Source organism: Nitratidesulfovibrio sp. 1201_IL3209, assembly GCF_036763125.1.
Lineage (GTDB): Bacteria > Desulfobacterota > Desulfovibrionia > Desulfovibrionales > Desulfovibrionaceae > Cupidesulfovibrio.
Genome location: NZ_JBAIYT010000006.1, coordinates 18,236 through 44,109, shown reverse-complemented (window position 1 = coordinate 44,109; position 25,874 = coordinate 18,236). Strand labels below are relative to the sequence as shown.

21 protein-coding genes are annotated in these 25,874 nt (G+C 70.6%); 11 read left to right on the top strand and 10 right to left on the bottom strand.

Going from position 1 to position 25,874, the window contains the following annotated elements:
• Positions 1–34: 34 nt before the first annotated feature.
• The 5 genes from V6B97_RS04960 to V6B97_RS04940 form a co-directional block, all read right to left on the bottom strand.
• The gene (locus V6B97_RS04960) at positions 35–1,846 is read right to left on the bottom strand and encodes a potassium channel family protein (protein WP_333505389.1); all 1,812 of its coding nucleotides are present in this window, start codon (positions 1,844–1,846) and stop codon (positions 35–37) included.
• Positions 1,847–1,989: 143 nt separating this feature from the next.
• Positions 1,990–3,546 (bottom strand): L-lactate permease, encoded by a 1,557-nt coding sequence (locus V6B97_RS04955; RefSeq protein WP_333505388.1) that lies wholly within the window; start codon positions 3,544–3,546, stop codon positions 1,990–1,992.
• A gap of 872 nt (positions 3,547–4,418) precedes the next feature.
• A complete protein-coding gene (locus V6B97_RS04950; protein ID WP_333505387.1) occupies positions 4,419–5,051 on the bottom strand; it encodes a hypothetical protein in 633 nt (210 codons plus the stop codon).
• A gap of 598 nt (positions 5,052–5,649) precedes the next feature.
• Positions 5,650–5,856: a hypothetical protein gene (locus tag V6B97_RS04945; protein ID WP_333505386.1), complete on the bottom strand. Its 207-nt coding sequence runs from the start codon at positions 5,854–5,856 to the stop codon at positions 5,650–5,652.
• A 49-nt stretch (positions 5,857–5,905) separates the two neighbouring features.
• Positions 5,906–6,352: a flavodoxin gene (locus V6B97_RS04940; RefSeq protein ID WP_333505385.1), complete on the bottom strand. Its 447-nt coding sequence runs from the start codon at positions 6,350–6,352 to the stop codon at positions 5,906–5,908.
• 459 nt (positions 6,353–6,811) lie between these two features.
• On the opposite strand from V6B97_RS04940, the gene V6B97_RS04935 reads away from it, so the two are divergent.
• The 10 genes from V6B97_RS04935 (at position 6,812) to V6B97_RS04890 (ending at position 18,852) form a co-directional block, all read left to right on the top strand.
• Complete coding sequence (locus V6B97_RS04935; RefSeq protein ID WP_333505384.1) at positions 6,812–7,462, top strand: DedA family protein; 651 nt, start codon at positions 6,812–6,814, stop codon at positions 7,460–7,462.
• Positions 7,463–7,706: 244 nt separating this feature from the next.
• Positions 7,707–11,018, top strand: coding sequence for a PAS domain-containing protein (locus tag V6B97_RS04930; RefSeq protein ID WP_333505383.1), 3,312 nt, complete (start codon positions 7,707–7,709; stop codon positions 11,016–11,018).
• A gap of 189 nt (positions 11,019–11,207) precedes the next feature.
• A complete protein-coding gene (locus V6B97_RS04925) occupies positions 11,208–12,089 on the top strand; it encodes a YicC/YloC family endoribonuclease (RefSeq protein WP_333505382.1) in 882 nt (293 codons plus the stop codon).
• A gap of 100 nt (positions 12,090–12,189) precedes the next feature.
• The gene (locus V6B97_RS04920) at positions 12,190–12,456 is read left to right on the top strand and encodes a DUF370 domain-containing protein (RefSeq protein ID WP_333505381.1); all 267 of its coding nucleotides are present in this window, start codon (positions 12,190–12,192) and stop codon (positions 12,454–12,456) included.
• A complete protein-coding gene (gene gmk, locus V6B97_RS04915; protein WP_333505380.1) occupies positions 12,456–13,133 on the top strand; it encodes a guanylate kinase in 678 nt (225 codons plus the stop codon). The genes V6B97_RS04920 and gmk overlap by 1 nt, the downstream gene beginning before the upstream one ends.
• Positions 13,133–13,906, top strand: a complete 774-nt coding sequence (pyrF, locus tag V6B97_RS04910; protein WP_333505379.1) for an orotidine-5'-phosphate decarboxylase — start codon at positions 13,133–13,135, stop codon at positions 13,904–13,906. Before gmk ends, pyrF begins: the two co-directional genes overlap by 1 nt.
• Before the next feature lie 208 nt (positions 13,907–14,114).
• Complete coding sequence (locus V6B97_RS04905; protein ID WP_333505378.1) at positions 14,115–15,011, top strand: tetratricopeptide repeat protein; 897 nt, start codon at positions 14,115–14,117, stop codon at positions 15,009–15,011.
• Between the two features lie 95 nt (positions 15,012–15,106).
• Positions 15,107–16,015, top strand: coding sequence for an HDOD domain-containing protein (locus V6B97_RS04900; protein ID WP_333505377.1), 909 nt, complete (start codon positions 15,107–15,109; stop codon positions 16,013–16,015).
• A gap of 200 nt (positions 16,016–16,215) precedes the next feature.
• A complete protein-coding gene (gene recJ, locus V6B97_RS04895) occupies positions 16,216–17,931 on the top strand; it encodes a single-stranded-DNA-specific exonuclease RecJ (protein ID WP_333505376.1) in 1,716 nt (571 codons plus the stop codon).
• A 144-nt stretch (positions 17,932–18,075) separates the two neighbouring features.
• On the top strand, positions 18,076–18,852 hold the full coding sequence (locus V6B97_RS04890; protein WP_333505375.1) for a DUF2062 domain-containing protein: 777 nt from the start codon (positions 18,076–18,078) through the stop codon (positions 18,850–18,852).
• A 93-nt stretch (positions 18,853–18,945) separates the two neighbouring features.
• On the opposite strand, the gene V6B97_RS04885 is transcribed toward V6B97_RS04890, so the two are convergent.
• The 3 genes from V6B97_RS04885 to V6B97_RS04875 all read right to left on the bottom strand — a co-directional run bounded on the left by V6B97_RS04885 (position 18,946) and on the right by V6B97_RS04875 (position 22,315).
• Complete coding sequence (locus V6B97_RS04885; RefSeq protein ID WP_333505374.1) at positions 18,946–20,238, bottom strand: pseudouridine synthase family protein; 1,293 nt, start codon at positions 20,236–20,238, stop codon at positions 18,946–18,948.
• A 68-nt stretch (positions 20,239–20,306) separates the two neighbouring features.
• A complete protein-coding gene (locus tag V6B97_RS04880; RefSeq protein ID WP_333505373.1) occupies positions 20,307–21,824 on the bottom strand; it encodes a response regulator in 1,518 nt (505 codons plus the stop codon).
• A gap of 224 nt (positions 21,825–22,048) precedes the next feature.
• Positions 22,049–22,315, bottom strand: a complete 267-nt coding sequence (locus V6B97_RS04875) for a phage regulatory CII family protein (protein ID WP_333505372.1) — start codon at positions 22,313–22,315, stop codon at positions 22,049–22,051.
• 416 nt (positions 22,316–22,731) lie between these two features.
• Between V6B97_RS04875 and V6B97_RS04870 the strand changes: the two genes are divergently transcribed.
• Positions 22,732–23,427 (top strand): response regulator transcription factor, encoded by a 696-nt coding sequence (locus V6B97_RS04870; RefSeq protein WP_333505371.1) that lies wholly within the window; start codon positions 22,732–22,734, stop codon positions 23,425–23,427.
• Between the two features lie 10 nt (positions 23,428–23,437).
• Here V6B97_RS04870 and V6B97_RS04865 read toward each other — a convergent pair whose 3' ends face one another.
• Both V6B97_RS04865 and V6B97_RS04860 read right to left on the bottom strand, forming a co-directional pair.
• Positions 23,438–24,406 carry a 2Fe-2S iron-sulfur cluster-binding protein gene (locus V6B97_RS04865; RefSeq protein ID WP_333505370.1) on the bottom strand — a complete coding sequence of 323 codons (969 nt, stop codon included), beginning with the start codon at positions 24,404–24,406 and terminating at the stop codon, positions 23,438–23,440.
• Positions 24,407–24,410: 4 nt separating this feature from the next.
• A complete protein-coding gene (locus tag V6B97_RS04860) occupies positions 24,411–25,589 on the bottom strand; it encodes an FAD-dependent oxidoreductase (RefSeq protein ID WP_333505369.1) in 1,179 nt (392 codons plus the stop codon).
• Between the last annotated feature and the right edge of the window lie 285 nt (positions 25,590–25,874).

Here is a 25,874-nt window from a genome sequence, read left to right as displayed (position 1 = left end):
GCCCTTCCTTCTTTCCTTGTCGCGGCTCGCGGGGCTACGCCTCCTCGCATTCTCCGTCGTCGGGATAACGTTCCAGAAAACGCCGCTCGGCCTCGGAGTCGCCGATCAGGATCAGTTCGTCGCAGGCGTGCAGCAGCAGGGTGGGCTCCGGGTTGACGGAAAGGCCGTCCGGCCCGCGCAGGGCCACCACGCTGCATCCCGTCCCATCGCGGATGCCGCTGTCCTGCAGGGTGCGCCCGGCAAGGCCCACGCCCACCGGGGCGCGGAAGATGTTCAGCCCTTCGCTGAGCATCAGCACCTTGCCGGGGCTCAGCAGGTTGATCACCGTGTTGGACACCAGCGAGGCGTACGACATGACCAGGTCCGCCCCGGCCTTGTGCAGGATGCCGATGTTGCGGTCCAGCGTGGCGCGGCTGATGATCTGGATGTCCGGCCGCAGCCTGCGGCAGTAGATGGTCAGGTAGATGTTCAGGTCGTCGTCGTGGGTGGTGACCAGCACGGCCGGGGCCTCGCGGATGCCCGCGCGCTCCAGCACGTCGAGGTCGGCGGCGCTGCCGGTGACGGTGTGCTCCTGGTCGTGCACCAGGCGGGGGTTCTTTTCCACGACGCGATAGTCGATGCCGGAGCGGGCGAACTGCCGCGCCGCCGCCAGCCCCACGCGCCCGCCGCCCAGGATGAGCACCGGCGCGGTGGATTTCGCGGTGGCGTCCGGCCTGCCGGTTTCGTCCTGTTCCCCCTGTCCGCCTTGTCCGGCCTGTTCGCCCTGTCCGCCCGTCGCGCCGGAGGCGGTTACGTCGTCCTGCCGTCCCCCGATGTACCTGTCGAAGGCGTCCATCTGTTCCCGTGTGCCCGCCAGCACCAGCACGGTGCTGGCTTCCAGCGGCGCGTCGGGGCGCGGCAACTGGAAGCGGCCGCGTTCCCACACCCCCACCACGTTGACCCCGGTGACCTTGCGCAGGTCGCTGTCGCGCAGGGAATGGCCCACCAGTCCGGTGCGCATCACCGGGGCCTCGGCCACGGTCAGGTCGTCGAACCGGCCCACCACGCCGGTGCGCATGTGCCCGGCCAGGGTGCGCCGGGCAAGGCCCTGTCCCAGCATGCTGGAAAACTTGAACACGTGGGTGCTGCCCGCCAGGGACAGGATGTCCACGGCCTCGTCCTGGTCGGCCCCGCAGACCACGGGGATGTCGGGGCTGGCCTCGCGCGCGGTGAAGGCCACGTTGGTGTTGCGCACGTCGCCGTCCAGGGCCACCACCATGGCCGCCTGCCCCACGCGCAGCCGCCGGTAGGTTTCCGGGTCGTCGTAGTCGCCCACGGCCACGGTATGGCCCTGGTCCTGGAGGTCCAGGGCGGCCTGGGCCTCGGTGCACAGCAGCACGTAGGGGTGCGAATACTGGGCAAGATCCTGGCCCAGCGCCTGGGCGGTGGCGTCGCCGCCCACGATGATCACGTGGCCGTCGGTCTCGGCGGGCAGTTCGCGCGGGGCGCGCAGGCGGGTCTGCGCCTCCAGCCACGGCGCGTAGAAGAACTGGATGAACGTGAACGGCAGCATCACCAGCAGGAAGATGATGCCCGACAGCAGCACCACGAGGGTGAACAGCTTGCCCGTGTCGCTGAGAAAGGTGATGTCGCCGAACCCCAGCGTGGACATGACCGTGAGCGTCCAGTAGAAGCCCGTGGCCCACGAGTACTCGCGTCCCTCGTGGTTCATGATGACGTGGAACAGCACGCTGTACAGGGTGATGACCACCACCAGCAGCAGCACGAACCGGAACAGGAACCGCATGTTGCGCTGGGCCGAGCGGCTCTGCATGAAGAAGGCGATCTGCGAGGGCAGGAACTTCATCGGGCATCCCCTGCGGTGTTGGAAACGGAGTGCGGCGGTGCGCCCATGCTACCAGCGCAGGCGGCGGGACGCCAGCCACGGGAACGGAAAAGGCCGGAAACGGGTGCGTTTCCGGCCTTCGGTTTTGGGGTCGGGAGGCGTGGCTACTCCGGAAATGCCCAGAACAGGGTCATCACGGCGCAGACCGTTGTGATGAGCACCGAGATGACGAACGCGGGCCGGATGGCCTGCGACGCCTCGCGGATACGGTCGATGCTGGCCGCCGCGTTCTGCAGCTTGGCGGGCGAGATGACGCTGGCCAGCCCGCCGCCGATGCCGCTGGCCGCCGCGATGACCAGGCCCGACGCGCCGATCTTCTCGGCCGTGGACAGGTGCAGCTTGGTCAGCATGGCGATGGACGACGACTCCGATCCGCTGATGAACCCGCCCAGCAGGCCCAGGTACGGGGCCACGAAGGGGTACATCTTGCCGAACAGCGCGGCCGATGCGTCGGCCATGACGTAGACCATGTTGTGCAGCGGCTGGGCCAGGGACCAGTCCGCGCCCTTGCCGGAATGGTTCATGACGTAGGCGATGGCGAAGAAGACCGAGGCCGACATGAACGGCCGCCCGGCGCGCTTGCCCGCCTTGACCAGCGAGGTGGCCACCTGCTGGCGGGTGGCCTTCAGGAAGGGCAGGGCGGCCGCCGTGCACACCAGCACCCAGAAGTAGGCCTGCCAGAAGATGCGCAGCCGTTCCGGAGACTTGGGGATGATCTCCAGCGGCATGGACCACTGCTTGAAGGTCAGGTCGAAGAACGGCAGGAACGGCGCGTTGAGCACCAGCGAGACCACGGTCAGGATGATCCACGGCGAGCAGGCGGCGGCCAGCGAGTGCCGGCGCTCCGCCGCCAGGTCGTTCTCGTTCAGCAGGGTGCGGTCGCGCAGGGGGCGGCCGGTCAGGCGGATGTACAGCATCAGCGCCACGATGACCGCGAGCCCGGCGGCGATGCCGGTGATGGTCACAAGGCCCAGCCTGGCCATGAAGATGGCCACCACCCCGGCGGTGATGCCCGCGATGAGCGCGGGCATGATGCCCTGGCGCACCATTTTCATGCCACCGGTAAGGTGCAGCATGCCCAGCGCGATGCAGGTGGAAATGGCGGGCATGAACCGGGCGAAGTAGCCGCCCACCTCGGTTACCGGCAGGCCCACGAAGTTGGCGTAGACCACGGCGGGGATGCCCAGCAGGGCGTAGGTGCACAGCGCGTCGTAGCCCAGCGCGGGCAGGATGATGGCCGCGAAGGTGGAATAGCCCAGCGCTAGCATGATGGGCGGCAGGATGGACACCGTCACCGCGCCCAGCGAGGTGAGCAGGATGCCGAAGCCCACGTTGATCAGCATGATCTGCACCGCCTGCTGGCCGGGGGCCACGCTTTTCATCAGCGCCACCACGCGGGCCACGGCCCCGGTTTCCTGCATGACGGTGATCTGCAGGATGCTGGCGGACATGACCAGGGCGATGGGCAGCGAGGCCACCAGCCCCGCCACGGTGGACAGCAGGATGACCGAGGGCGCGGTGTCGAAGAACAGCCAGGCGATGGCGGCGGCCACCGCCCAGCCGATGTACCCGGCGGTGTCGGCCGCCACCCGGTACACGAGCAGCAGCACGAAGATGGCGATGACGGGCATGAAGGCGAGCAGAACGGACAGGGCATACATGGGGTGCTGGACCTCCTCGTGAAATGTTCTCACCGGTCCCGGCGGCGGGGAGCCGCGACCGGGACGCGCCCGGAGCGGCATGCCGTTGCGGGCCGGGGTGGCCGTATCCTCGTGATCATGTCCCTTTCCTCCGTCTGTGGTCATGGCCGCCGCGCGGCATGAAAAAAGCCGGGTGCACCAGCGGTGCGCCCGGCCATGCATGCCATGCGAGACGCCCGCCTACGCTGTCCGGCAAAAGTAATAGAAGTAAAAAAACGCCCCGTTGGAATGGGGCGCTAGGAATACTTCAGGAGTGGCGGCCAAGGGCTGGCGGGACGGAACGGCCACGGTGCGTTTGGCGCACGGGGCGGAAAGGGCCACGGAAGCCGAAACCGGTCCCCTGCCCGCGTCGGCGGGGTCCTGCGCCGGACGAAGGGGGGCGTGGAGCGCGGCGGCCATGGTGGGCCGCGTTGCGGGGCGGTGTTCGGTGCTGGCGGTCATGCGGTACCTGCGTACGTCGTGGGGGCCAGGATCATGGCGTAGCCATGCCTTCCGTGCCGCCGTCCGCTCCGTGGGCATGTGTTCGCGCCTTCCGGGGCGCGGCGCTCGGGGCGGTTGCGGCGGTGCCCGAGAGGGGCGCTGTAGACTGAGAAAGCGCCACCCTGCGGGATGGAGGCGAGAATAGGCGGGGCCGCGTGAGAAGGCAAGCGGAAAAGCTCCGGAATCACAAAAACGTGATCACCGTGCGGGACGGCACGGAACGAGGCAGAACGGGGCAGAACGGGGCGGGCGGGCGCCGGGTGGGCAGGCGGGCGGAACATGGGGCGCGGCGCCCCGACCGTCGGGACGCCGCGCCTTGGCCGTATCCGGCGTCATGGCCCCGCACGGTGGGGTCACGAGGTGCCGGACGGCAAATCCGCATGGGGCATGGCGCCGGGGGCTGGCGCGCCGGGGCGCGGCGGGACGTCCCGTTCAACACCGGGACCCGCGCCGGGCACCTTGCCGGGGGCGGCGGGACCGGCATGGACGTGGCCCGGCAGGCCCGGCGGTGGGTGCGGCGGGCCGGGAAGGGGGGTGCGGATGCCGGTCTCCCTGATGATGCGCTGGCGCATCTCGATGGCCAGGTCCTGCTGTCTGGCGGTCACCTCGCGCAGGGCGCGGGCGCTGCGGGCGGTCTCGTCGGGGTCGGGGGTGGCGCGGGTCAGCGCGGCTTCCAAGGCCGCCCACGCGGCGTACTGTTCCTGGCGCAGCGCGGCGAAGCGCGCCGCGAATCCGTCGCGGATGCTCCGGATGGCCGAGCGCTGTTCCGCCGTGGGCGGCGTGGGCGGCGGCGGTGCGTCGTACGGGATATCAGGCGGCGGTGCCGGGGGAAGGCCCATGGCGAAGGGGGGCAGGGGCGGCGGTCCGAAGTCGGGCCGGGGACCGGCATGCAGCGGCCCCACGGCACGGGCGGTCACGGCCGCAAGGGCCATGCCCGCCAGCAGCAGGGCCGCGCAGGTCCCGGTACGGACGGTGGCTGGCAGCATTTCCATCTCCTGGATAACCGGCCGCGCCAGGGGGCGTCGGCATGCGCGGATCGCCGCTGCGCCCCGTGACGTGCATGGCCGGTGCATGGGAATGCTATCGTCCGTTTCGGATGTGGCTCAACCCGTGATTTGGTTAAGAAATGTAAAGAGATTAACGCCCCGTGCCGGGCGCGCCGTTCCGGTCCGCCTGCTGCATGTTCATGGAGGTTCCGGGGTGCGGGGCAGGGCGATCCGTCAGCGGGAGGACAGAGAGGGAAGAACGGGCGGAAACCCGCCGGGCGGCATGGGGGGCCGGGCGGCAAGAAGGAGGGAACGGGCGGGGAGGGGGGCAGGCGAGGGCCAACGCGTCAACAGGATCAACGCGGCAGCGGGTCAGGGGGGGCAGGGGGGGGGCAGGGGTCAGCGCGTCAACTGATCAGCGCATCAGCAGGGTGGCCACGGTGATTTCCAGCAGCAGCGCGGCGGTGATGAGCAGGGCGAGGTCTTTCATGGAAGGACTCCTGCGCCGGGCGGCACGGCTGATGCGTCCGCCCGGCTCGGTAGTTGGCTGATGTCGTCGGGGCGCGCGGGGCGTCTCCGGCCGCCGCGCTCCCTGGGGTCACGCGCCGGTGCGGCCCGTGGCGGGAACGGAGGACCGGGTCGCCGCGCCCGAGCCATCGGCGGGGCAGGCGCCGTCAAGACCGGGCCGCGCCGCCAGGGCGAGATCGTGTTCCCTGCGGTCGTCACTGGTGATGAGGCGCCGCAGCGAACCGGCGAAGCGCCGGGCCACCACGCGGCCGGAACCGATGGAGCAGGCAAGGGTCATGGCATGGTCCTCCGTGGGGTTGCGGTGGTGTGGGCGTGCGAGGGGGACCCTACAGGGCGGCCGCCACGCGTCCGGCCCAGGCCGAGATGTCGTCGCGCATGGTGCGCGGGTCGCCGTCGATCTTCAGCGAATCGGCCACGATGTCCGCGCCGAGGTTGGACAGGCGCTCCTCGATGGCGTCCACCGCGCCGCAGAAGTAGGTGTAGCTGCTGTCGCCGCAGCCGAAGCAGGCCGCCCGGCCCTTGCCCGCGCCCGTGGCGTCCAGCGATTCGTACAGGTGGATGAAGTCGTCCTGCAGTTCGATCTCGTCGTCGCCCCAGGTGGAGCAGCCGAACAGCACGAGGTCGCGGCCCTCGCACAGGCCTTCCGCCTCGACCTGGCCCGCGTCGCGGATTTCGACGGCGTGGCCCGCCTCGGCGATGTCGCGGCCGACGGTTTCGGCGACCCAGGCGGTGTTGCCGGTGGTGGAACCGTAGACGATGAGCACGTTGGCCATGGGAATCCTCCGGATGGATGGTGTCGGTGTTCGTGTCGCGGCCGCCCGTCAGGCGGCCCGACTACACTGTTTCCCAAGGCGGTGGCGGCGTGCGGGATGCGCGGCGCGGGCGGGGGAGGTGGCCCTTTCCGCCCGCCCCGGGGTGCAAGGCCGGGACGGGCGGGAAGGGCCGGAGGCTGGAAGGCGTGGGAGTCGTGTGGGCATGCGTAGGAAGTCGTTGTGGTTGTTCGTTGTGGCGACCATAATGAAAATGAAAATCCTTTTCAAGAAAAAAGCGCACGACCCGGCGAAAAAGACCGGCCGGGTCGTGGTGGTGGTGGGCGCGGCGGTCGCGGCGGCCTGGGGCGGGCAACGTCCTTGCGCGGCGGTGCGGCGTGGCGTACAGAGGCAGGGCCGCACTCCCGCGGTCCGTCGCCATACCCGCAGATGCGCCGGCAGCACCGGCACCGGAGCCTTCCCTTGGACATCCTGGGCATTTTTTCGACCTTCGTCTCCTTTCTGCTGCACGTGGACAGGCACCTGTTCGAACTGGTCTCGAACTGGGGCGTCTACACCTACGCCATCCTGTTCCTGATCGTGTTCTGCGAGACCGGGCTGGTGGTCACGCCGTTCCTGCCCGGCGATTCGCTGCTGTTCGCGGCGGGCACCATCGCCGGGGCCGGGCACCTGGAATACTTTCCCCTGGCGTTCACGCTGCTGGCCGCCGCCATCATCGGCGACGCGGTGAACTACCGCATCGGCCGGTACATCGGCCCGCCGGTGTTCGAGAAGAACTACCGCCTGCTCAACCGCCAGCACCTGTACCGCGCGCACGAGTTCTACGAGCGCCACGGCGGCAAGGCCATCGTGCTGGCCCGCTTCGTGCCGGTGGTGCGCACCTTCGCCCCCTTCGTGGCGGGGGTGGCGGCCATGGACGCCCGGCGCTTCCTGCTGTTCAACGCCGGCGGGGCCCTGCTGTGGGTGGGCCTGCTGGTGACGGCGGGCTACTTCCTGGGCAACATCCCGGTGGTGCAGCGCAATTTCAGCGTGGTCATCTACGGCATCATCATTGTGTCCGTGCTGCCCATCGTGGTGGAATACGCCCGCGCAATGCTGCGCCGCGAACGGTAGCCGCGGCGACGAAGCGAAGCGGCAGGCATTTCCCCCCATTGTCGCGTCGCATCCCGCGCCCCGGGGCGGGAGCGGCGCGCGCCGTGTTCCGCGTCGCGCTCCATGGCGTCGATGCGGTTCCGCATCGTTCGTTGCGGGTTTCCCCTTTGACGTCGTGCTGCTTTGGAGTAGTGTGATAGCGTCGGATGTGGCTGCGCGGGTTCCGGGGGGAACCGCGTGCGGCAGGACGCAAGGGGCCGCTGCAATGCAGGATGGATACGACGCTGACGACCGCGTGCGTCCGGAAGGTGGGGAACTGCCGGAATTGCGCGAACAACCTGGCGGGGGTGACGGGCCAACGGGGGATGACGGGCGGCGCGGGGCAGCCGACGGGGCCGGGCCTGCATCGCATCCGGCTTCCGGACCTTCGCCGGAGACGGCCGGGCCGTTGCGCCGCGAAGCCGAACTGTTCCGGGGCCTGTTCCGCAACATGAACGCGGGCGTGGTCGTGCTGCGTCCCGTGCGGGATCGTCCCGGCGTCATTTCCGATGCTGGCCCCGACATTGTCCCCGATGCCGGCCCCGGCATTGGCCCGGAGGCCGTTTCCGGGGCGTCGCCTGACGTGCCCCCCCAAGAGGGCACGGACTTCGTCCTGCTGGACATCAACCCGGCGGGCGAACGGCTGAGCCGCCTGCCGCGCGAAACGTCCATCGGCAAGCCCCTGTCCGCGCTGCTGCCCGCCCCGGTGGCCGCCACCCTGCGCGAAGCCCTGGCCCGCGCGTGGCGCAGCGGCATCGCCGAACACCTTCCCTCCTTCCTCTACAGCGACGAGATACGCGGCTGCTGGCGCCACTATTTCATCAGCCGCGCCGATTCGGGCGACCTGCTGCTGATCTACGAGGACGTCACCGAACGCTATACCGCCCTGGCCAACCTGGCCGCCGGAGAAGAGAAATACCGCGCCCTGGTGGAAAACACCCCGGACATCGTCATGCGCTTCGGCGGCGACCTGCGCCTGACCTACGTCAACCCCGCCGTCATTCCCTACCTGGGGCCGCCGGAAGCGCTCATGGGACGCGAGGTGACGGAACTGGGCCTTGCGCCGCAGGTGGCGGAATTCTGGGCGCGGCAGTTGCGCGGGGTGCTGGAGTCGGGCCGGGCGGTGCAGACCGACTATGTCTTTCACGGCCCCTCCGGCCGGGTGCTGTTCGACTGGCGGCTGGTGCCGGAGCGCGGCGCCGACGGCGGCGTGTCCTCGGTGCTCAGCCTGCTGCGCGACGTGACCCGCCATCGGTCCACCGAGCATGATTTCCGCACCCTGTTCCGCAAGCTGATAACCAGTTTCGCGGTGCACGAAGTGCTGCTGGACGACGCGGGAAGGCCGGTGGACTTCCGCTTCCTGGCCGTGAACCCGGCCTTCGAGACCATTTCCGGCCGCCGGACCGAGGACGTGCTGGGCCGCACGGCCAGCGAACTGTTCGGCCCGCAGGATCCGGCCTGGCTCGAACTGCTGGGGCGGGTGGCCCTGGCCGGCGAACCGCTGCACATGGAGCGCTATTCGCGGAACATGGGAAAATGGCTGGAAATGACCGCCTACCGGGTGCGCGAACGGCAGTTCGCCATCATCGCCGCCGATATCACCGAGCGCCGCAACGCCCGGCGCGAACGCAGGCTGGGCGCGGCGCGCCTGGCGGCCCTGCACCGCCTGTCGCACATGGACGCCGCGCCGGAACGGTCCATCATGCGCTTTGCCCTGGAGCAGGCCGTGCGGTTGACCGGCAGCGAGTTGGGCTATCTTGCGCTGGTGGACGGGGGCCGGGTGACGGCGGACGGCGTGCTGTGGTCCCACCTGATGACGGAACCGGCGACGACGGGGACGGGCGCTGCCACGCCGGGCAAAAGCCCCGTGGAGGGGCCGTGGTCCGAGGTGGCGCGCACGGGCCAGCCGGAAATCCGCAACGGCGATGAACCCGGCCAGCCCGGCCAGACAGGCCAGCCCGGCCAGACAGTCCAGAGAGTCCAGGCAGGCCCGGACGGGGACGCCGGTGCCGCTTTCCCGGCGGGCGCGGCCCCGTCCGGCGCGTCGGGGGCGCAGCCTGCCCACCGCGTGGGCGGCATCTCGCTGTGGCGGCACCTGGCCGTGCCCGTGCTGGAGGAGGGCAGGCTGGTGGCCGTGGCGGGCGTGGCCAACAAGGACCAGCCCTACGAGCGGGCCGACCGGCGCCAGCTGGACCTGTTCATGCACGGCATGTGGGAGCACATCGCCCGGCGGCGCGCCATGGTCTCGCTGCGGCGGGCCAAGGACGCGGCCGAGGCGGCCAGCCGCACCAAGGACGAATTCCTGGCCAACATGAGCCACGAACTGCGCACCCCGCTCAACGGCGTGCTGGGCATGCTGCAACTGCTGGACGGCCCGGACCTGGACGACGAGCGGCGCGGCTACCTGCGCACGGCCGTGGAATCGGGCCATGCCCTCCTGCGCATCATCGACGACCTGCTGGACCTTTCCATGCTGGGCGCGGGCGAATCGGGCCTGCGCGGAGAACCGTTCGACCCGGCCGCCGTGCTGCGCCAGGTGGCCGACATGGTGGACCCGGCGGCGCGGCGGCGGGGGCTGGCGTTGGGACTCATCGCCGATGCGCTGCCCGGCCGGGTGCGCGGCGACGCGGCGCGGCTGCGCCAGGTGCTGTACAACCTGGCGGCCAACGGGGTGAAGTTCACCCACCAGGGCGGGGTGGACATCCTGGCCTGCCCGGTGGGCGGCGACAGGCTGCTGTTCACCGTGCGCGACACGGGCATCGGCATTCCGGAGGAAAAGCTGGCCGTGGTCTGCGAACCCTTCGCGCAGGTGGACGGTTCATCCACCCGGCGCTACCAGGGCGCGGGGCTGGGCCTGGGCATCGTGCGCCGCCTGGTGGCGCGCATGGGAGGCACCATGATCATGGAAAGCGAGGTGGGCGTGGGCACGTCGGTGCACGTCTGCCTGCCGCTGCCCACGGTGGAGGAGGCCGCCAACGGCATGTCCGTGAACGGGGCGCTGGCCGCCAACGGCGGCGGGACGGGCATGCCCGAAGGGCGGAACGGGGCGGCGGCGTTGGCCGGTCCCGCCGGGGCGGCGGAAGGCGCGCCGTCCGCGTCCCCGGAAGCGCGGCAATCGCGCGCGGCCAGCCGCGCGGCGCACGAGGCCGCAGCCACGGCGCTGCGCGTGCTGGTGGCGGAGGACGACCAGATCAACCGGCTTACCGTGCAGCGCATGCTGGAGCGCGAAGGCCACCGGGCGGTGTGCGTGGAAAACGGCGCGGATGCCGTGCGCGCCGTGGGCGAGGCCGACTACGACATCATTTTCATGGATATCCAGATGCCCGGCATGGACGGCACCGAGGCGGCGCGGCGCATCAACGACCTGGCGCGCAGCACGGGCCGGACGCGCCCGACCATCGTGGCCCTGACCGCCCACGCCCTGCGCGGCGACCGCGAGCGGTTCCTGGCGGCGGGCATGGACGACTACATCGCCAAGCCCCTGGAGCGCGAGGCGTTGCGCCGGGTGCTGGGCAGCCTGACCCCGCTGATCCGCTGATCAACGGATTCGCCGGTCCGCTGACCCGCCGGCCCGGCCGTCCGCGCGCGGTTGCGCCAAGCCGCGCTTTCGCGTACTTCGGGGCCACGCCGGGCGCACGCCGCGTCCGGGCCTTCCCGTCCGCCCACGCGCCTGCCGCCCCCCTGGCGCCACGGTCCGCCGCGCGGGGCGCAACAGCAGGAGACTTGTATGCTCAGAAGCATGACCGGTTTCGGACGCAGCTTCCTTGAAGACGCCGACTGGACGCAGACCTGGGAAGTGCGCAGCGTGAACGGCCGCCACCTCGACATGAAGTGGCGGCTTCCCGTTTTCGTGCGCAACCTGGAACCGCGCTTCGAAAAGGTGGTGCGCAAGTTCGCCACCCGGGGCCGGGTGGACATCACCCTGGGGCTGCAACTGCGCCGGGGCGACCTTGGCGTGGTGGGCTTCAACGAGAGCCAGGCCACGGCCATGCTGGACACCCTGGCCGCCTTCGCCGCCGCGCGCGGCGACGCCTACAGCCCGGACTACAACCGCATGCTCGGCCTGTCCTTCTTGTGGGAGGACGCGGGCGCGGAACCGGACGAAGACCTGCTGGCCGGGCTGGAGGCGGGCCTTGCCGCCGCGCTGGCGGACTGGAACGAAGCGCGCGCCCGCGAGGCCAAGGCCCTGGCCATGGACATGACCTCGCGCATCATCCGCATGGACGAGTGGGTGGCCCGCATCGAGGAACGCGCCCCGGACATCAAGGAAGAGCGCTTCCAGAACGTGCGCGACCGGTTGTCCGAACTGCTGGAACGCGCCGGAAGCGAACTGGACGAAGGGCGCTTCCTGCAGGAGATCACCCTGCTGGCCGACAAGCTGGACGTGAGCGAGGAACTGACCCGCCTGCGCGCCCATCTGGACCGGCTGCGCGAACTGATGGCCCAGGGCGGCGACGCGGGCAAGCGCCTGGACTTCACGCTTCAGGAATGCTTCCGCGAGATCAACACCTGCGGCAACAAGATCCAGGACGCGCAGATCTCGCGCCTGGTGGTGGATTTCAAGAACGAACTGGAAAAGTGCCGCGAGCAGGTGCAGAACATCGAATAGCCCCGCCCGTGCCGCCCGTATCCGCCCGTGCCTGGCCGTCCCGCCCGCATGCGCGGGACGGCGCGCCGGGCATGCGGGCAACGGGACACGCCGGAACGCCATGCAGCAGAAACCGTCATCGCAAAAGCTCATCAACGTCGGCTTCGGCAACTTCGTGGTGGCCTCGCGCGTCGTGGCCATCGTCAACCCCTCGTCGTCGCCCATGCGCCGCCTGCGCGAGGACGCACGGCAGGAGGGGCGGCTGGTGGACGCCACCCAGGGCCGCAAGACCCGTTCCATCATCGTCACCGATTCGAACCACGTCATCCTTTCGGCCATCCAGGCCGAAACCGTGGGCCAACGCTACACGCAGGAGGACGCCGACTGATGGCCCGCCAACGCTCCGGCATCGTGCTCGTGCTGTGCGCCCCCTCGGGCACCGGCAAGACCACCCTGACCAAACGCCTGCTCGCGGAGTTCCCGCGCTTCGCCTACTCCATCTCCTACACCACGCGTCAGCCGCGCACGGGCGAGGTGCACGGCCGCGACTACCACTTCGCCACGGTGGAGGAATTCACCCGCCTGCGCGACGAAGGCTTCTTCGCCGAATGGGCCGAGGTGCACGGCAACTTCTACGGCACCCCGTTGCAGGCCACCCTGGACATGCTGCGCGACGGGCGCGACGTGATCTTCGACATCGACGTGCAGGGCGCAAGCCAGCTGCGCGGCAGCCTGCGCCAGGGGTGCTACGTGTTCATCCTGCCGCCCTCGCGGGCGGAACTGGAACGCCGCCTGCGCGCCCGCGGCACCGACGACGAGCCCACCATCCAGCGCCGCCTGGCCAACGCGGCCAAGGAACTGGACCAGGCCCACTGGTTCAACGCCTGGATCGTCAACGAAGACCTGGAGACCGCCTACGACGAACTGCGCGCCGCGTACATCGCGGCCACGCTGTCGCCCGCGTGCAGCCCGGACCTGGTGGGAAGCATCATGTCCGGCTGGCGGCCCGAGGGACAGCAGGACGGGCAGCCGGACGGGCGGACGCCGGAAGGGGGGCGCGGGTAATGGCCGAACTGGTCGTCGCACTGGACTATCCGGCCATGGACGCCGCCCTGGGCACGGCCCGCGCGCTGCGCTACGCCGCGGAGGACGCGGCGGGCGGCCGCCTGTGGATGAAGGTGGGGCTGGAACTGTTCACCGCTTCCGGGCCGGAAGTGGTCACCCGCCTGAAGGACCTGGGCTTTCCCGTGTTCCTGGACCTGAAGTTTCACGACATCCCCAACACGGTGCGCGGGGCGGTGCGTTCCGCCGTGGCCACCGGGGCGGACATGTGCAACATCCACCTTTCGGGCGGAGAGCGCATGTGCCGCGCGGCGGTGGAAGGTCTGGCCGAGGGCGCGGCGGCGCGCGGCGGCGGGGCGGTCCCTGCTCTTGCCCCGATACTGCTGGGCGTCACCGTGCTGACCAGCGTGGGACCGGGCGAACTGCCCGGCGGCGCGGATCCTTCGGTCGAGGCGGCCCGCCTGGCCGTGTGCGGCCGGGAGTGGGGCTTGAGCGGCGTCGTCTGTTCGGGGTATGAAGCGGAAGGCATCAAGCTGCGGTGCGGGCGGGACTTCATCTGCCTGACGCCGGGCATCCGCCCTGCCGCCCGCGATGGGGCCGGTTCCGGCGGCGACGACCAGCGCCGGGTGATGACCCCGGCCGAGGCGGTACGGGCCGGTTCGGACTACCTGGTGGTGGGCCGCCCGGTGACCGGCGCGACCGGCCCGAATGGCCCGGCCGATGCCGTGCGGCGCATTCTGGCCGAGATGCGGGAGGCGGCGGGGCAGCGGGCCTGAGCGGCGCGGGCGGGGGCCTGATGCCGCATGGCGGCGCGTCGCCTTCAAGGAATGGGGGCATGGCGGTTGCCGCTGATATGTGAGAAAAGGGGGTGGGGTGAAGGCAGGCATGGTCGCGCGCGGCGCGTCCGGTCTGTCGCGCCCGGCGTAACCTGTTCCGGAAAACCGGGCCGGATGCCAGACACGCGCCCCCGGCTGGAGGCTTCAGATGACCGACGTGACCCGCGACGACCCCGTGCCCTCCGCCCAGCAAGGGACTCAACAGGGCGGCCCGCGCGGCAGGGAACGCATCAAGGGCGTGTTCTCGACGCAGGACGTGAAGAAGGTGGGCACCGGCACCACCACCCGCAAGACCATCCAGAAGGGGTTCTGGTACGCCGAAGAGACCGAGACGGGCGACATAGAGGTCCAGCCCCTGAACAACAACTACGTTCCCTCGGGCCCCAAGCGGCGCATCACCATCGACGAACTGCTGGAAAAGTTCGCCCCCGAGCCGGAATTCTACGTCCAGACCGTCTTTCCGCGCATGCGCGAGCTGAACAAGACCGTGGCCCGCGCCGACCGCCACCGCCAGAAGGGCGAGACCTTCAGCGCCGAATACGAGTACGGCAACGCCCTGCAGGTGGACGAGGAGAACGTGCGCGCCAACTTCGGGCTGGGGCTGACCTACCTTTCGCGCGGCGAGACGGGCAAGGCCGACGACATCTTCGAGCGGCTGGTGAAGCTGGAGGCCGCCTTCGACGAGGAGCACAAGCACCTCTTCAATGATTTCGGCATCAACCTGCGCAAGAACCAGATGTTCGACCAGGCCGTGACCTACTATTCGCGCGCCCTGGAGCTGACCCGCAAGGACGAGAACCTGCACCTGAACATGGCCCGCGCCATGCTGGAGAAGAAGGACTTCACCGGCACGGTGGAGCACATCCTGAAGGCGCTGGAAATCAACCCCGCCATCGACGCGGGCATCAAGTTCCTGCAATGGATGCAGGCCAAGAAACTGGTGCCCGCCGAACAGCAGGACGTCGTGCGCGACATGCTGGCCCGCATCGCCGCCGGGGGCGGCAAGGCCCCGGCGCAGGCCGGCACGGGCGGAGGCGGGTCATGAGTCCGGCCGGCGTCCCCCCCGATCCCGCCGGACCCGCCGGGTCAACCGGACGGGCCGGACCCGCCCGACAGGCCGGACCCGCCGGAGCAGGCGGTTTGAACGCGGCCCAGGCGCTGCTGGACGACCTGCTGCGCCGCCCGCCGGAACTGCCCTACGACCCCGGCCTGCTGCGCGAACTGTTCGACTCCACCCGCGACAATTCCATGGCTCCCCTGTCCGTCGTGGCCGGGGTGGTCAACAAGGCGCAGGGGCTTGCCACCCGCGTGCTGTCCCTTGCCAATTCCGCCTATTACGGCTTGCAGTCGGAGGTGACCTCCGTCCAGCGGGCCGTGGCCGTCCTGGGCATGGCCGAAATCCGGGCGCTGGTGCTGGCCCTGGGGGTTTCGCGCATGATCGACCGTTCGCGCCTGCCCGCCGCCTTCGACCTGCGCAGCTACTGGTCGCACCAGCTTTCCGTGGCCGCCGGATGCCGCCTGCTGGCCCGCCGCCTGCCCGGCTGCGACGGGGAAACCTGCTATACCGCCGGGCTGCTGCACGACCTTGGCAAGCTGCTCATCGCCGCCTACCGGCCGGAGGACTGGACGGCCATCCGCCAGTTGGCCAGGGACGAGAACCTCATGGACTCCGAGGCGGAGGACCTGTTGCTGGGGCTGGACCACGGGGTGGTGGGCGCGCGCCTGCTGTCGTTCTGGGACCTGCCCATGGCCCTTACCGAGCCCATCAACTGGCACCATGCCCCGCACCTGGCGGGCGAGCACGAACGCGCCGCGCTGGTGGTGCACGTGGCCGACGCCGCGCTGCGCCTGCGCGAACGGCTGGCGGGGCGGAATGCGGAGGGCATGCCCGGCAACCTGCCCGGCGGCCTGCCTGATGATTTGCTGATCCCGCAAGGGCTGGACGACGCGGCCCGCACACTGGGGGTTGACGTGGCGGCCTTCATGGCGGAAATCGAAACCCTGCTCGAAGGCGAGCGGATCGGGCAGTTCGTTTCCCAGTTGGCATAACACGGTTGAGCCGTGCTTACCCATTACCTTTGCAGTGATGCTCCTCGCGTTGAGGCTGCGGCAAATGGTTTCCCCGCCCGAAATGGCCTAACCCCAAATGAAAAGTTTGGGGGGGAGGGGTTCGGGGAGGGAGACCCTTTCCAAAGGGTCCCCTCCCCGTTGCTCTCCCCCTGTTTTGCCGACTTTTTCCCGGAGCATGCGTGACCCGCAACTGGATATTCCGCCCGGAGCCGGAGGCGGCGCCGCCGCCGTTTACGGCGTGGGCAGACCGGCTGGAAGTGTCGGAACTCATCGTACGCCTGCTGTGGCGGCGCGGGGTGGGGTCCGTGGACGACATGGCCTTGTACCTTTCGCCCAACCTGCGGCATCTGGCCCCGCTGGCGGAGTGGCCGGGGCTGGAGCAGGCGGCCCGCACCCTGACCGACGGGTTGCTGGCCGGGCTGCCGTTCGCCGTGTGGGGCGACTACGACGTGGACGGGGTGACCTCCACGGCGCTGGTCAAGGGCGTGCTGGCCCACCACGGCATCGAGGCGGCGCACCACATCCCGGACCGGCGCGAGGAAGGCTACGGCCTGAACGTGGCGTGGGTGGAACGGCTGGCGGCGCAGGGCGTGCGCCTGCTGCTGACCGTGGATTGCGGCATCTCGGACGTGGAGCCGGTGCGCCGGGCGCGCGAACTGGGCATGACGGTGGTGGTGTCCGACCACCACATGCCGCCCGAGGGCTTGCCCGAGGCCGACGCCATCTGCAACCCGCGTCTGGCGGAATGCCCGTGCCCGGCCCTGGCCGGGGTGGGGGTGAGCTTTCTGGTCATGGCGGCGGTGAACGCGGCCCTGGCCGAACGCACCGGCAAAAAGGCCGACATGCGCGACTTCCTCGACCTTGTGGCGCTGGGCACGCTGGCCGACGTGGTGAGCCTGCACGGGCAGAACCGCATCCTGGTCAAGAACGGCCTGCTGAAGATCGCCGAGGCCCGGCGGCCCGGCATGGCCGCGCTGAAGACGGTCAGCGGGTACAACCCCTCGGCCGCCATCGGGGCGGGGCAGGTGGTGTTCGGCCTTGCGCCGCGCATCAACGCGGCGGGGCGCATGGGCAAGGCGGAGCTGGCCCTGCGGCTGCTGCTGACCGACGACCACGCCGAGGCGGCCCGGCTGGCCCAGGAACTGGACGCGGAAAACGCCCGGCGCCGGGCCGAGGAAGACCGCATCCTCGACGCCGCCAAAAAGCAGGCCGAAGGGCAGTTGCACCGCGTGGGCCTTGTGCTGCACGGCGACGACTGGCACCCCGGCGTCATCGGCATCGTGGCCTCGCGCATGGTGGACGAATTCTACCGGCCCACGCTGATCCTGAGCCGCGACGGCGAATCCATGAAGGGCTCCGGCCGCTCGGTGGCGGAATTCGACCTGCACGCCGGGCTGGCCCGCTGCGCCGACCTGTTCACCAATTTCGGCGGGCACCATCAGGCGGCAGGCATGAGCATGGCCGCCAGCCATGTGGAAACCCTGCGCGAACGGTTCGACGCCGTGGTGCGCGCGGAACTGGGCGACACGCCGCTGACCCCGCGCCTGAAGCTGGACGGCGAACTGGGCTTCGCGCTGGCCGGGGATTTCACCCTGCTCAAGGAACTGGAAATGCTCCAGCCGTTCGGCATGGGCAATGCCGAGCCGGTGTTCGCCTCGCCGCCGGTGCTGGTGCGCGACCTGCGCCGCTTCGGCCCCGCGCGCGACCACGTGGAACTGCAACTGACCGACGAGAGTTGCGGCATCACCCTGCGCGCCAAGGCGTGGCGGCAGTCGGACCAGTTTCCGGACAGCCTGCGCGGCACGCGGCTGCGCCTGGCCTATACCCCGCGCATCGACCGCTACAACGGCGCGGCGTCGGTGGACCTGCGCATCAAGGACTGGAAGGCTGAATAGGGGACGGCGGCGTCGCAGGGGGTGACGGCGGCGGCTTCATGCCGCCCGCGTGGCGGTGCGCCCCGTTGCCCTTCCCTCCATGCGTGGCTATCGTCTTCGTGCGGCACGGGATTTCCCTGCCGCCGCTTTTCGCTGGAGCCAGGCATGGACGAGAATCCGCACCCGCAGGATGGCGGAACGCCGCCACCGGACGCAGGCCGCGCCGGAAACGGCGCGGCCGGTGCGCGCTGCAACGGCCGTTCCCCCCTGGATCGCCTGTGGCGGGCAGTGCGGCTGTACCGGCTGCGGCTGGTGCGGCTGCCGTCCACGCCGCACCGCATCGCGCTGGGCGTGGGCCTTGGCATGCTCATCGGGTCCATTCCGCTGATTCCCTCGCAGATGCTGCTGGCGGGCGTGGTGGCCTGGCTGCTGCGGGCCAGCCCCGCGGCGGCGGTCATCGCCACGCTGTATTCCAACCCGGTCACCTTCGGGCCGCTGTACGCCATCTTCTTCGCCATCGGGTCGTTCCTGCTGCCCGGCATGCACGTGGCCCTGCCCGACGACCTCGCCAATCTCACTTCGCTGCTGGCCATGGGCTGGGACGCGTACCTTGTGCTGTGCGCGGGCGGGGTGGTGTTCGGGGCGGTGGCCGGGGTGGCGGCCTATGTGGCCACTCTTCGCATGGTGGCCGCCTACCAGCAGCGGCGGGTGCGCTGGCGCACCGGGGCCAGGAACGCCCCGCCCGTGGTGACGGAGTGCGCGCCGTCCGAAGGGGGCGACGGGTGCGAACCGGATGGCATCGTGAATGGCGGGGCCGGACGGCCGGACGCCGGGCATGGGGTATCCGGACAGGCCCCGCCCGGACAGGATTCGCCCGAACAGGATGCGTCCGGACAAGATGCGTTCGGACGGGACACCCCGCCACGGGACGCGCGCAGGTAACGTTGTGGCGGCGTCTGCCGTCAGTGGCGGGCAGGGGCGGAAACGGTGCCGGCGGCGTGGACCGCGGGCGCGATGGAAGGCGGGCGGATGGGCTCAGGAATCGGGGCGGTACGCGGTGCGTGCCGCCTCTTGCAGTTCCGGGGGCAACAGGCGCAGCCACGGCGGGGGGCAGGATGCGCCAAAGTCCGGCAGTTCGATGCGGGCGTGGTGCAGGAACAGCGTGGATTCGGCGGGCTGTCGTTCCGGTTTCGAACCGGGGGGCGGCCCCGTCTGCTGCGTGGCCGGGGACTGCGATCCGGCGGCATCGGGACCGCCGTAGCGTGCATCCCCCACGATGGGGTGCCCCAGCGCGGCGAGGTGGGCGCGGATCTGGTGCCGCGCGCCCTTGCGGATGACGCAACGCACCAGCGTGCAGGGGGTGGCGGGCATGCGGCCGTCCCCCGTCGTGGCAGTCGTGCCCGTCGTGTCAGTCGTGCCAGTCGTGCCAGTCATGGCGGTCACGGCGGCTTCCCCGGCATCCATGACCCCCAGCGGCGTGACCTCGGTATGGCGCAGCGGGTCGGGGCTGTCGTCGGGCAGTACGCGGGTGGTGGCCCGGTTGGCCGTGTCCAGCGCGCGGCGCACCGTCACCGGGTGCTCCAGCACCCCGTGCGCCAGCGCAAGGTAGGTCTTGGCCGCCCGGCCGGAATCCTCGGCCGCGTGGAAGTGGTCGGCGGCCTGCGGGGTGCGCGCGGCCAGCAGGATGCCCGAGGTGGGGCCGTCCAGCCGGTTGAGCAGGCGCGGAACGCCGGGAGCGTCTTGAGAATCGGGCGTGCCGGGCGAACCGGACGAGCCGAGCAGGACGGGCAGCAGCGCTTCCACGCTGGGGGCGGCGCTGCCCGCGATGGCGGCGGAATGCAGCCCACCGGGTTTGTACAGCGCCACGAGGCCATGGGCCTCGGCCAGCACGCGCGGTGCATCGGCGGGATTTCCTGTGGCGCCGCCTGCGGTCGGGGCGAGGTTTCGCGCCGTGTCATGCGCCTGGCCTGGCGTCGCACCCAGCGGGCGCAACTCCACCATCTGTCCGGCCCGCACGCGCGCGCCCGGCCCCGCCGGGCGGCCGTCCAGCAGTACGGCGTGGGTCTGCCACAGGCGGCGGCGCGCACGCAGCCCCGCGTCTGGGGGAAGGGGGGCGGGCATGCCCGGCGGCAGTTCCAGCAGGGGCAGCAGCCGGGCCAGGGCGGCATCCAGCCGCGCGCCGTGGTCGTCGGGCAGGATGCGGGCCGACGCGGCACTTGGCGCAGCGTCTGGCGCAGCATGCGGCGCGGCATGCGGGGGCGCGATGCGGGGAGGTTCGTCGCACCGGGGTGCGCTGGCGTGGGAAGGGGGAACCGGTCGGGCGCTCATGCTCGGCAGCCTGCAAGAGAATGAAGAGGCGATGGGCCTTCGCCGCATCCGCCGCCTTCGCGTGGCGTTCAGCGTTGGGCGGCGGACTCCGCCAGAGCCCGTTCCGTCATGACCCGTTCCGCCGTGGACATGGCGCCCACGCGCAGGGGCACGGCCACCCGGAAGGCGGCGCCGCTGCCGGGCTCGCTTTCCACCCACACCCGGCCGCCGTGCGCGGTGACGATGCGCTTGACAATGGTCAGCCCGAGGCCGGTGCTGGCCTCGCCCGCCGTGGGCCTGGCGCTCAGCTTTTCGAACGAGCGGAACATGCGCTCGCGCTCCTCGGGCAGGATGCCGGGGCCTTCGTCCGCCACCTCGAACACCGCCTCTGCGCCGTCCACGCGCACGGCCACGGTGATGCACGTCTGCGGCGGGGTGAACTTCACCGCGTTGCTCAGCAGGTTGTCGAACACCTGGGCCATGCGGCGCGGGTCGAACATGCACTGTGCGTGCTCGAAGTGCTTGTCGATGCGGATGTTCTTGGCGCCCGCCGCCAGCGAGGCGAAGGACAGCCGTTCCGCCGCCAGCACGGCCAGGTCGCCGGGTTGCAGCACCAGGTCCAGCCGACCGCTCTCGATGACGGTGACGTCCAGCAGGTCGTTGACCAGTTGGAGCATTTCGTTGCTGGCCTGATGCATGGTGCCCAGCACGCTGTGCTGGTCCTCGGTCAGCGGGCCCAGCACCCCGTCCAGCAACAGGCGGCTGAACCCCCGGATGCCGTTGATGGGGTTGCGCAGGTCGTGCGCGGCCATGCCCAGGAAGCGGTTCTTGACGTCGTTCAGTTCCACCAGGGTGCGCGCGCGTTCCACCGTCTCCACGTTCTGGAGCACGCGGCAGTACAACTCCTCGCGCAGGAAGGGCTTGGTGATGAAGTCGTCGGCGCCGTTCTTGATGAATTCGACGGTGAGCGGGCGTTCGGCGTGCACGGAAACGCCCATGATCGACAAGGTCTCGCGCGGGTAGCGTTCGCGGATGCGGCGGGTCAGTTCCAGCCCGTCCATGTCGGGCATCATGAAGTCGGTGATCACCAGCATCACGTCGGGGTTGCGTTCCAGCACGCGCAGGGCCGTGGGGCCGCCGGAGGCTTCGTACACCTGGAACATGTAGCGGCGCAGCTCTTCCTTCATGAAGGTGCGCATGGAGGGCGAATCGTCCACCACCAGGAGCTTGGCCGAGCGGTTGCGGTGCAGCCGGGCCACGGCGCGCACCACGTTGTCCACGGCGTGCTCGTCCTTGATGATGTAGTCGATGACGTCCTTGGAAAGGATGTAGCGGCGCGTGGTGTCGTCCAGGCGCGAGGTGAACACCAGCGAGGGCACCTTGCGGGTGCGCGCATGGTCCACCACTTCGCCGTCGGGGGCATCGGGCAGGGTAAGGTCGAGAATGGCAAGGAACAGGTTGGGGCCCTGTTCGTCCATGATGCGGACGGCCTCCGCGCACGTGCCCGCCGTGACCACGGAAAACCCGAGGCGTTCGGCGATGCGCGTGCGCAGTTCGTCCGCGCTGGCGCGGCTGTCCTCGACGATGAGGATGAGCGGATGCGTCATGTTGCTCCGTGCGGGCGTATTGGCTTGCCGGTCCCGCGGACGGGGAACGGCCAGGGAAGGGTGCGCCATTTCACACGGATTTGCAAGCATCCATGGAAGGGCCGGACGGCATGGTCCGGACGACATGGTCCGGGGAGCATGGTCCGGGGGGGGCGCGTCCCTGCGCCCCGCGTGCCGGACGGCGGACCTGCCGCGCGCGGCGGCGGCCCCCATGCGCCGGTCCTTCAGGAACCGCCTTTGCCGCCGGTCTCCGTCAGGCGCGGCGTGAGCTGGTACCCCATCTCGTGGGCCATGTATTCCAGCGCGGCCACGTCGCGCGTCACCCGCATGATCTCCAGCAGGGTGTCCGCGCCCAGCTTGGCGCTGTGGTCGTACGGGTTCAGTTCCCGCATCATGGTGGGATAGGGCTTGCCGATCTGCTGGGCAACCCACTTGGACCGCCGCGCTCCAAGGACGGCGCTCTGGGTGATGCTGGTCACGCTTCTGCGCATGGGCGCTACCTCCTGCCTGCGGTGTCTGGGAACCGGCGTGCCGTTGCGGCGCGCGGAGGGCACTGGACCATGATATCGCAGAAACCATGAAGAGGCGGGGTTGTAAACGTGGTGATACGGTATTTTGGGCGTTGAGCGTGACGGTATTTTCGTGGTAGTGTACCCGTAAATCTGTGTAGGGTGACGCTTCATCAGGTAGGGGTTGTGCGCCTGTCCGGCGGGAATGTCACTGCATGGCGCGGGGGTGGGCCGCGTCGGCCCCGAATGCCGGAGCGGCAAGGCCGCCGGAGCCGGGGCGCGGAGGGGCGGAACGCCAGGCATGCGGGACGGGTGCGGGCGGCGGGCAACGCCCCGCGCGAACATCGAGGCAGGCCGTCGGCGCCACTGCGCACGGCGGCGGGGCATGGGGTGGAAGCATGGACAACGGGCGGAAGGTGTTCATTGCCGCGCATCAGCCGCTGATGCGCGAAGGGCTGAAGGTGCTGCTGCGCGGGGTGGACGGGGTGCGCGTGTGCGGCGAGGCGTCGGACGGGCGCGCCGCGCTGGAAGGGTGTGAACGTCTGGGGGCGGACCTGGCCGTCATCGAGTGCGGGCTGCCCCTGCTGGACGGGGTGTGCGTGATGCGCCTGCTGAAGCGCCGCCACCCGGCCCGGCGGGTGCTGGCCATCGGCGGGGACGACCCGGCCATGCTGCACCCCGCGCTGGACGCGGGCGCGGACGGCTACCTGCTGCCGGAAGCGAGCGCGGAGGAAGTGCGGCTTGCGGTGCGCGCCGTGCTGGCGGGCGGGGGGTGGCTTTCGCCGTGGGCCGCGCGCGAGGTGTTGCGCGACAGGCGCGACGCCGCCGGGGCCGAACCGGCGGTACGGCAGCGCGACGCGCTGACCCTGCTGACCCCGCGCGAGCGCGAAGTGCTGCACCTGGTGGCCGAAGGCTACCGCAACCGCGAGATTGCCGGGTTGCTGGTGGTCAGCGACAGGACCGTGGAAAAGCACCGCGCCAACCTGTTCCGCAAGCTGTCGCTGCATTCGCAGGCCGATGCCAGGGCATGGGCCGAGGCGCGCGGCTTCGCGCTGCGGCCGAGGCCGCGCGGCGAACGGCCGGGACTGGGCTGAGTTGGGGGCGTCAGTCCTTGCCGCCCCCGTGCATCATGCGGATATCCATGATGTCCTTGGCCGGGTAGACGCCGCTGGGGCAGGCCCGGCTGCATGCCAGGTGGCGGCGGCAGTGGCGCTCGCCGTGCGGCCCCTTGCCGATGTGCAGCAGTTCTTCGCGCCGTTCGGGATGGCGGGCCAGTTCGCGGTTCAGGGCGGCCAGCGGGGCGGGCCCCATGAACCCGCTCCCGTGCGGGGCGGCGGGGGCTTCCTGGTCCCGCGCGGGCTGCCCGATTGCCTGCGATGTCGTTTGCGATGTCGCCTGCCCTGTCGCCTGTGATGTCACCGGGTGCGCCCCGTCCTGCCCGCCGCGCCGGGGTTCCGGCGGGGGCGTGTCGTCGGTGCCGTTGCTCACCGGGCAGGCGGACATGCACGCCCCGCATTCGATACAGTTCTCCAGCCGGGTGTAGCGGGCCACCCCGTGCGGCACCCCGGTGGAGGCCCTTTCCACGGGGCGCACGTAGCCCCAGTCCGGGCCGATGTGGGCGAACATGGGGCGCATGTCCACCATCAGGTCGCCCAGCACGGGCAGCGAGCGCAGCGGTTCCAGGGTCACCACGTCGGTGCCCAGGGCCAGCATGGGGGTGATGCAGGCCAGCCGTTCGCGCCCGTTGATGCGCATGGCGCAGGTGCCGCAACTGGAATGGTGGCACGAGTGGCGGTAGACCAGCGTGGGGTCGGTCTCCACGCGGATGCGGTCCAGCACGTCCAGCACGGAATCCTCGGGCCGCACCGGCAGCCGGAAGTCGTCGAAGCGGGCGTTGGCCCCGCCGGGGCCGCTGCGTTGCACCCGCACCGTGAGCGTGCGCGGCTGCTGCGGCGCGGGGGCGGATTCGGGAGCGGCCCCGGATGCCGTGGATTGGGACGTTGTGGATTCGGACGTTGCGGTCCCGGGCGGTGCGGCCAGGGCTTCGGGCGCGGTCTTTGCGGCGTCGCTCATGGGGTCAGCTCCTGTAGAAGGTCCGCGCGGGCAGCAGGGGCGTTTCGCGCGTGCGGCACGGGGCGTCGCGCCCGGTGAGGCGGCAGATGATGTCGGCGGTCTTTTCGGCCATGGCGCGCAGGGTCATGCCCTTGCCGCCGATGATGGACAGAAGGCCGGACACGTTGTCGCGCGTGCCGTGGTCGTAGCAGTCGAAGGTGCGGCTGATCTCCTGCGGCCGCGCGGCATCGGCGTTGCCGATGAGCGGCCGCGCGGCGGACCACGCCGAGCGGATGGGCGCCCCGGCGCAGGCGGGCACCATTTCCGAGCACAGGCGCACCATGCGCTCCACGTGGTCGGGGGGGATGTCCAGATGGTCCGGGTCGTCGGTGAGCCACATGGAGGTGCCCAGGACCGAAAGGCGGCGCTGCGGCACGATGATGTCGCCCTCGCTGGCCTTGCGCATGCGGTTGACCACCATGTTGGTCACCCGGCCCTCGATGGCCACCAGCACCCCCGGCCCCGGCTGGATGGGCACGTGCACGCCCGCCAGCGCCGCCACCTTGCCCGCCCACGCCCCGGCGGCGTTGACCACCAGGTCGGCCGGGGCCGACCATTCGCGGCCGCGCGCGCCGTCGGCGTCCTCGGTCAGGCTGCGCAGGCGCAGGCCGCGCACCGCGCCGTCCCGCACGTCGATGCCGACCACTTCCGTGAAATTGCGGGCCGTGGCTCCGCCCGCACGGGCCGTGGCCAGGAAGGGCAGGGCCAGCCGCCATGCGTCGAAGGTGGCGTCCGGCACCTGCATGGCCGCCAGCACCCTGTCGGTCAGGCCGGGCTCCAGCCTGCGGGCCTGCTCCGGCGTGTAGTCGCGCGTGGGGATGCCGGTGGCGGCGCAGGCGTCCTTCAGCCGCTGGCGATAGGCCATGTCCTCGTCGTCCAGGGCCACGAACAGCCCTTCGTTCTGTTCCATGGCCTGCGGCGCCAGGCGGCGCAGGATCATGTTTTCCTCGATGCATTCGCGCGCGGCCTCGGGATCGTGCACCGCATAGCGGGCGCCGCTGTGCAGCAGCCCGTGGTGGCGGCCGGTGGCCCCGCTGAAGAATTCGCCCCGCTCGTAGATGGCGACGGAAAAGCCGCGCAGGATCAGGTCGTGCGCGAGGGCCGCGGCCGTGCCGCCTCCGCCGATGATGGCGATGTGTTCCATGCGTGCTCCGCTGTGGGTATGCTGTCGCCCCGGCCGTGCCCCCTCCGCGTTCCTGAAGCCGGGCCGTGGACGCCGGACCATGTACCTTCCTAGCACGGATGCGGGGAGATGGTACAGTGCGTGGGCATGATTGGTGAAAAAATCCGGCTCCGGAGCGGAAAAACGGGGCGGAACCCGGACGGGCGCAGGCCAGGGGCTGTTTCCAGGCCGTGGCCGTCCCGGCGCTTTACAAGCGGGGGCGGGCGGGGTAGCCAGAGTTCTCCCCACGCGACGGTCCGGATTCGG

Excerpts from the sequence above, each read along its gene's own strand:
- V6B97_RS04960 (WP_333505389.1), bottom strand. The coding sequence starts at position 1,846 with ATGAAGTTCCTGCCCTCGCAGATCGCCTTCTTCATGCAGAGCCGCTCG.
- V6B97_RS04955 (WP_333505388.1), bottom strand. The coding sequence starts at position 3,546 with ATGTATGCCCTGTCCGTTCTGCTCGCCTTCATGCCCGTCATCGCCATC.
- V6B97_RS04950 (WP_333505387.1), bottom strand. The coding sequence starts at position 5,051 with ATGCTGCCAGCCACCGTCCGTACCGGGACCTGCGCGGCCCTGCTGCTG.
- V6B97_RS04945 (WP_333505386.1), bottom strand. The coding sequence starts at position 5,856 with ATGACCCTTGCCTGCTCCATCGGTTCCGGCCGCGTGGTGGCCCGGCGC.
- V6B97_RS04940 (WP_333505385.1), bottom strand. The coding sequence starts at position 6,352 with ATGGCCAACGTGCTCATCGTCTACGGTTCCACCACCGGCAACACCGCC.
- V6B97_RS04930 (WP_333505383.1), top strand. The coding sequence starts at position 7,707 with ATGCAGGATGGATACGACGCTGACGACCGCGTGCGTCCGGAAGGTGGG.
- V6B97_RS04925 (WP_333505382.1), top strand. The coding sequence starts at position 11,208 with ATGCTCAGAAGCATGACCGGTTTCGGACGCAGCTTCCTTGAAGACGCC.
- V6B97_RS04920 (WP_333505381.1), top strand. The coding sequence starts at position 12,190 with ATGCAGCAGAAACCGTCATCGCAAAAGCTCATCAACGTCGGCTTCGGC.
- gmk (WP_333505380.1), top strand. The coding sequence starts at position 12,456 with ATGGCCCGCCAACGCTCCGGCATCGTGCTCGTGCTGTGCGCCCCCTCG.
- pyrF (WP_333505379.1), top strand. The coding sequence starts at position 13,133 with ATGGCCGAACTGGTCGTCGCACTGGACTATCCGGCCATGGACGCCGCC.
- V6B97_RS04905 (WP_333505378.1), top strand. The coding sequence starts at position 14,115 with ATGACCGACGTGACCCGCGACGACCCCGTGCCCTCCGCCCAGCAAGGG.
- V6B97_RS04890 (WP_333505375.1), top strand. The coding sequence starts at position 18,076 with ATGGACGAGAATCCGCACCCGCAGGATGGCGGAACGCCGCCACCGGAC.
- V6B97_RS04885 (WP_333505374.1), bottom strand. The coding sequence starts at position 20,238 with ATGAGCGCCCGACCGGTTCCCCCTTCCCACGCCAGCGCACCCCGGTGC.
- V6B97_RS04880 (WP_333505373.1), bottom strand. The coding sequence starts at position 21,824 with ATGACGCATCCGCTCATCCTCATCGTCGAGGACAGCCGCGCCAGCGCG.
- V6B97_RS04875 (WP_333505372.1), bottom strand. The coding sequence starts at position 22,315 with ATGCGCAGAAGCGTGACCAGCATCACCCAGAGCGCCGTCCTTGGAGCG.
- V6B97_RS04870 (WP_333505371.1), top strand. The coding sequence starts at position 22,732 with ATGGACAACGGGCGGAAGGTGTTCATTGCCGCGCATCAGCCGCTGATG.
- V6B97_RS04865 (WP_333505370.1), bottom strand. The coding sequence starts at position 24,406 with ATGAGCGACGCCGCAAAGACCGCGCCCGAAGCCCTGGCCGCACCGCCC.
- V6B97_RS04860 (WP_333505369.1), bottom strand. The coding sequence starts at position 25,589 with ATGGAACACATCGCCATCATCGGCGGAGGCGGCACGGCCGCGGCCCTC.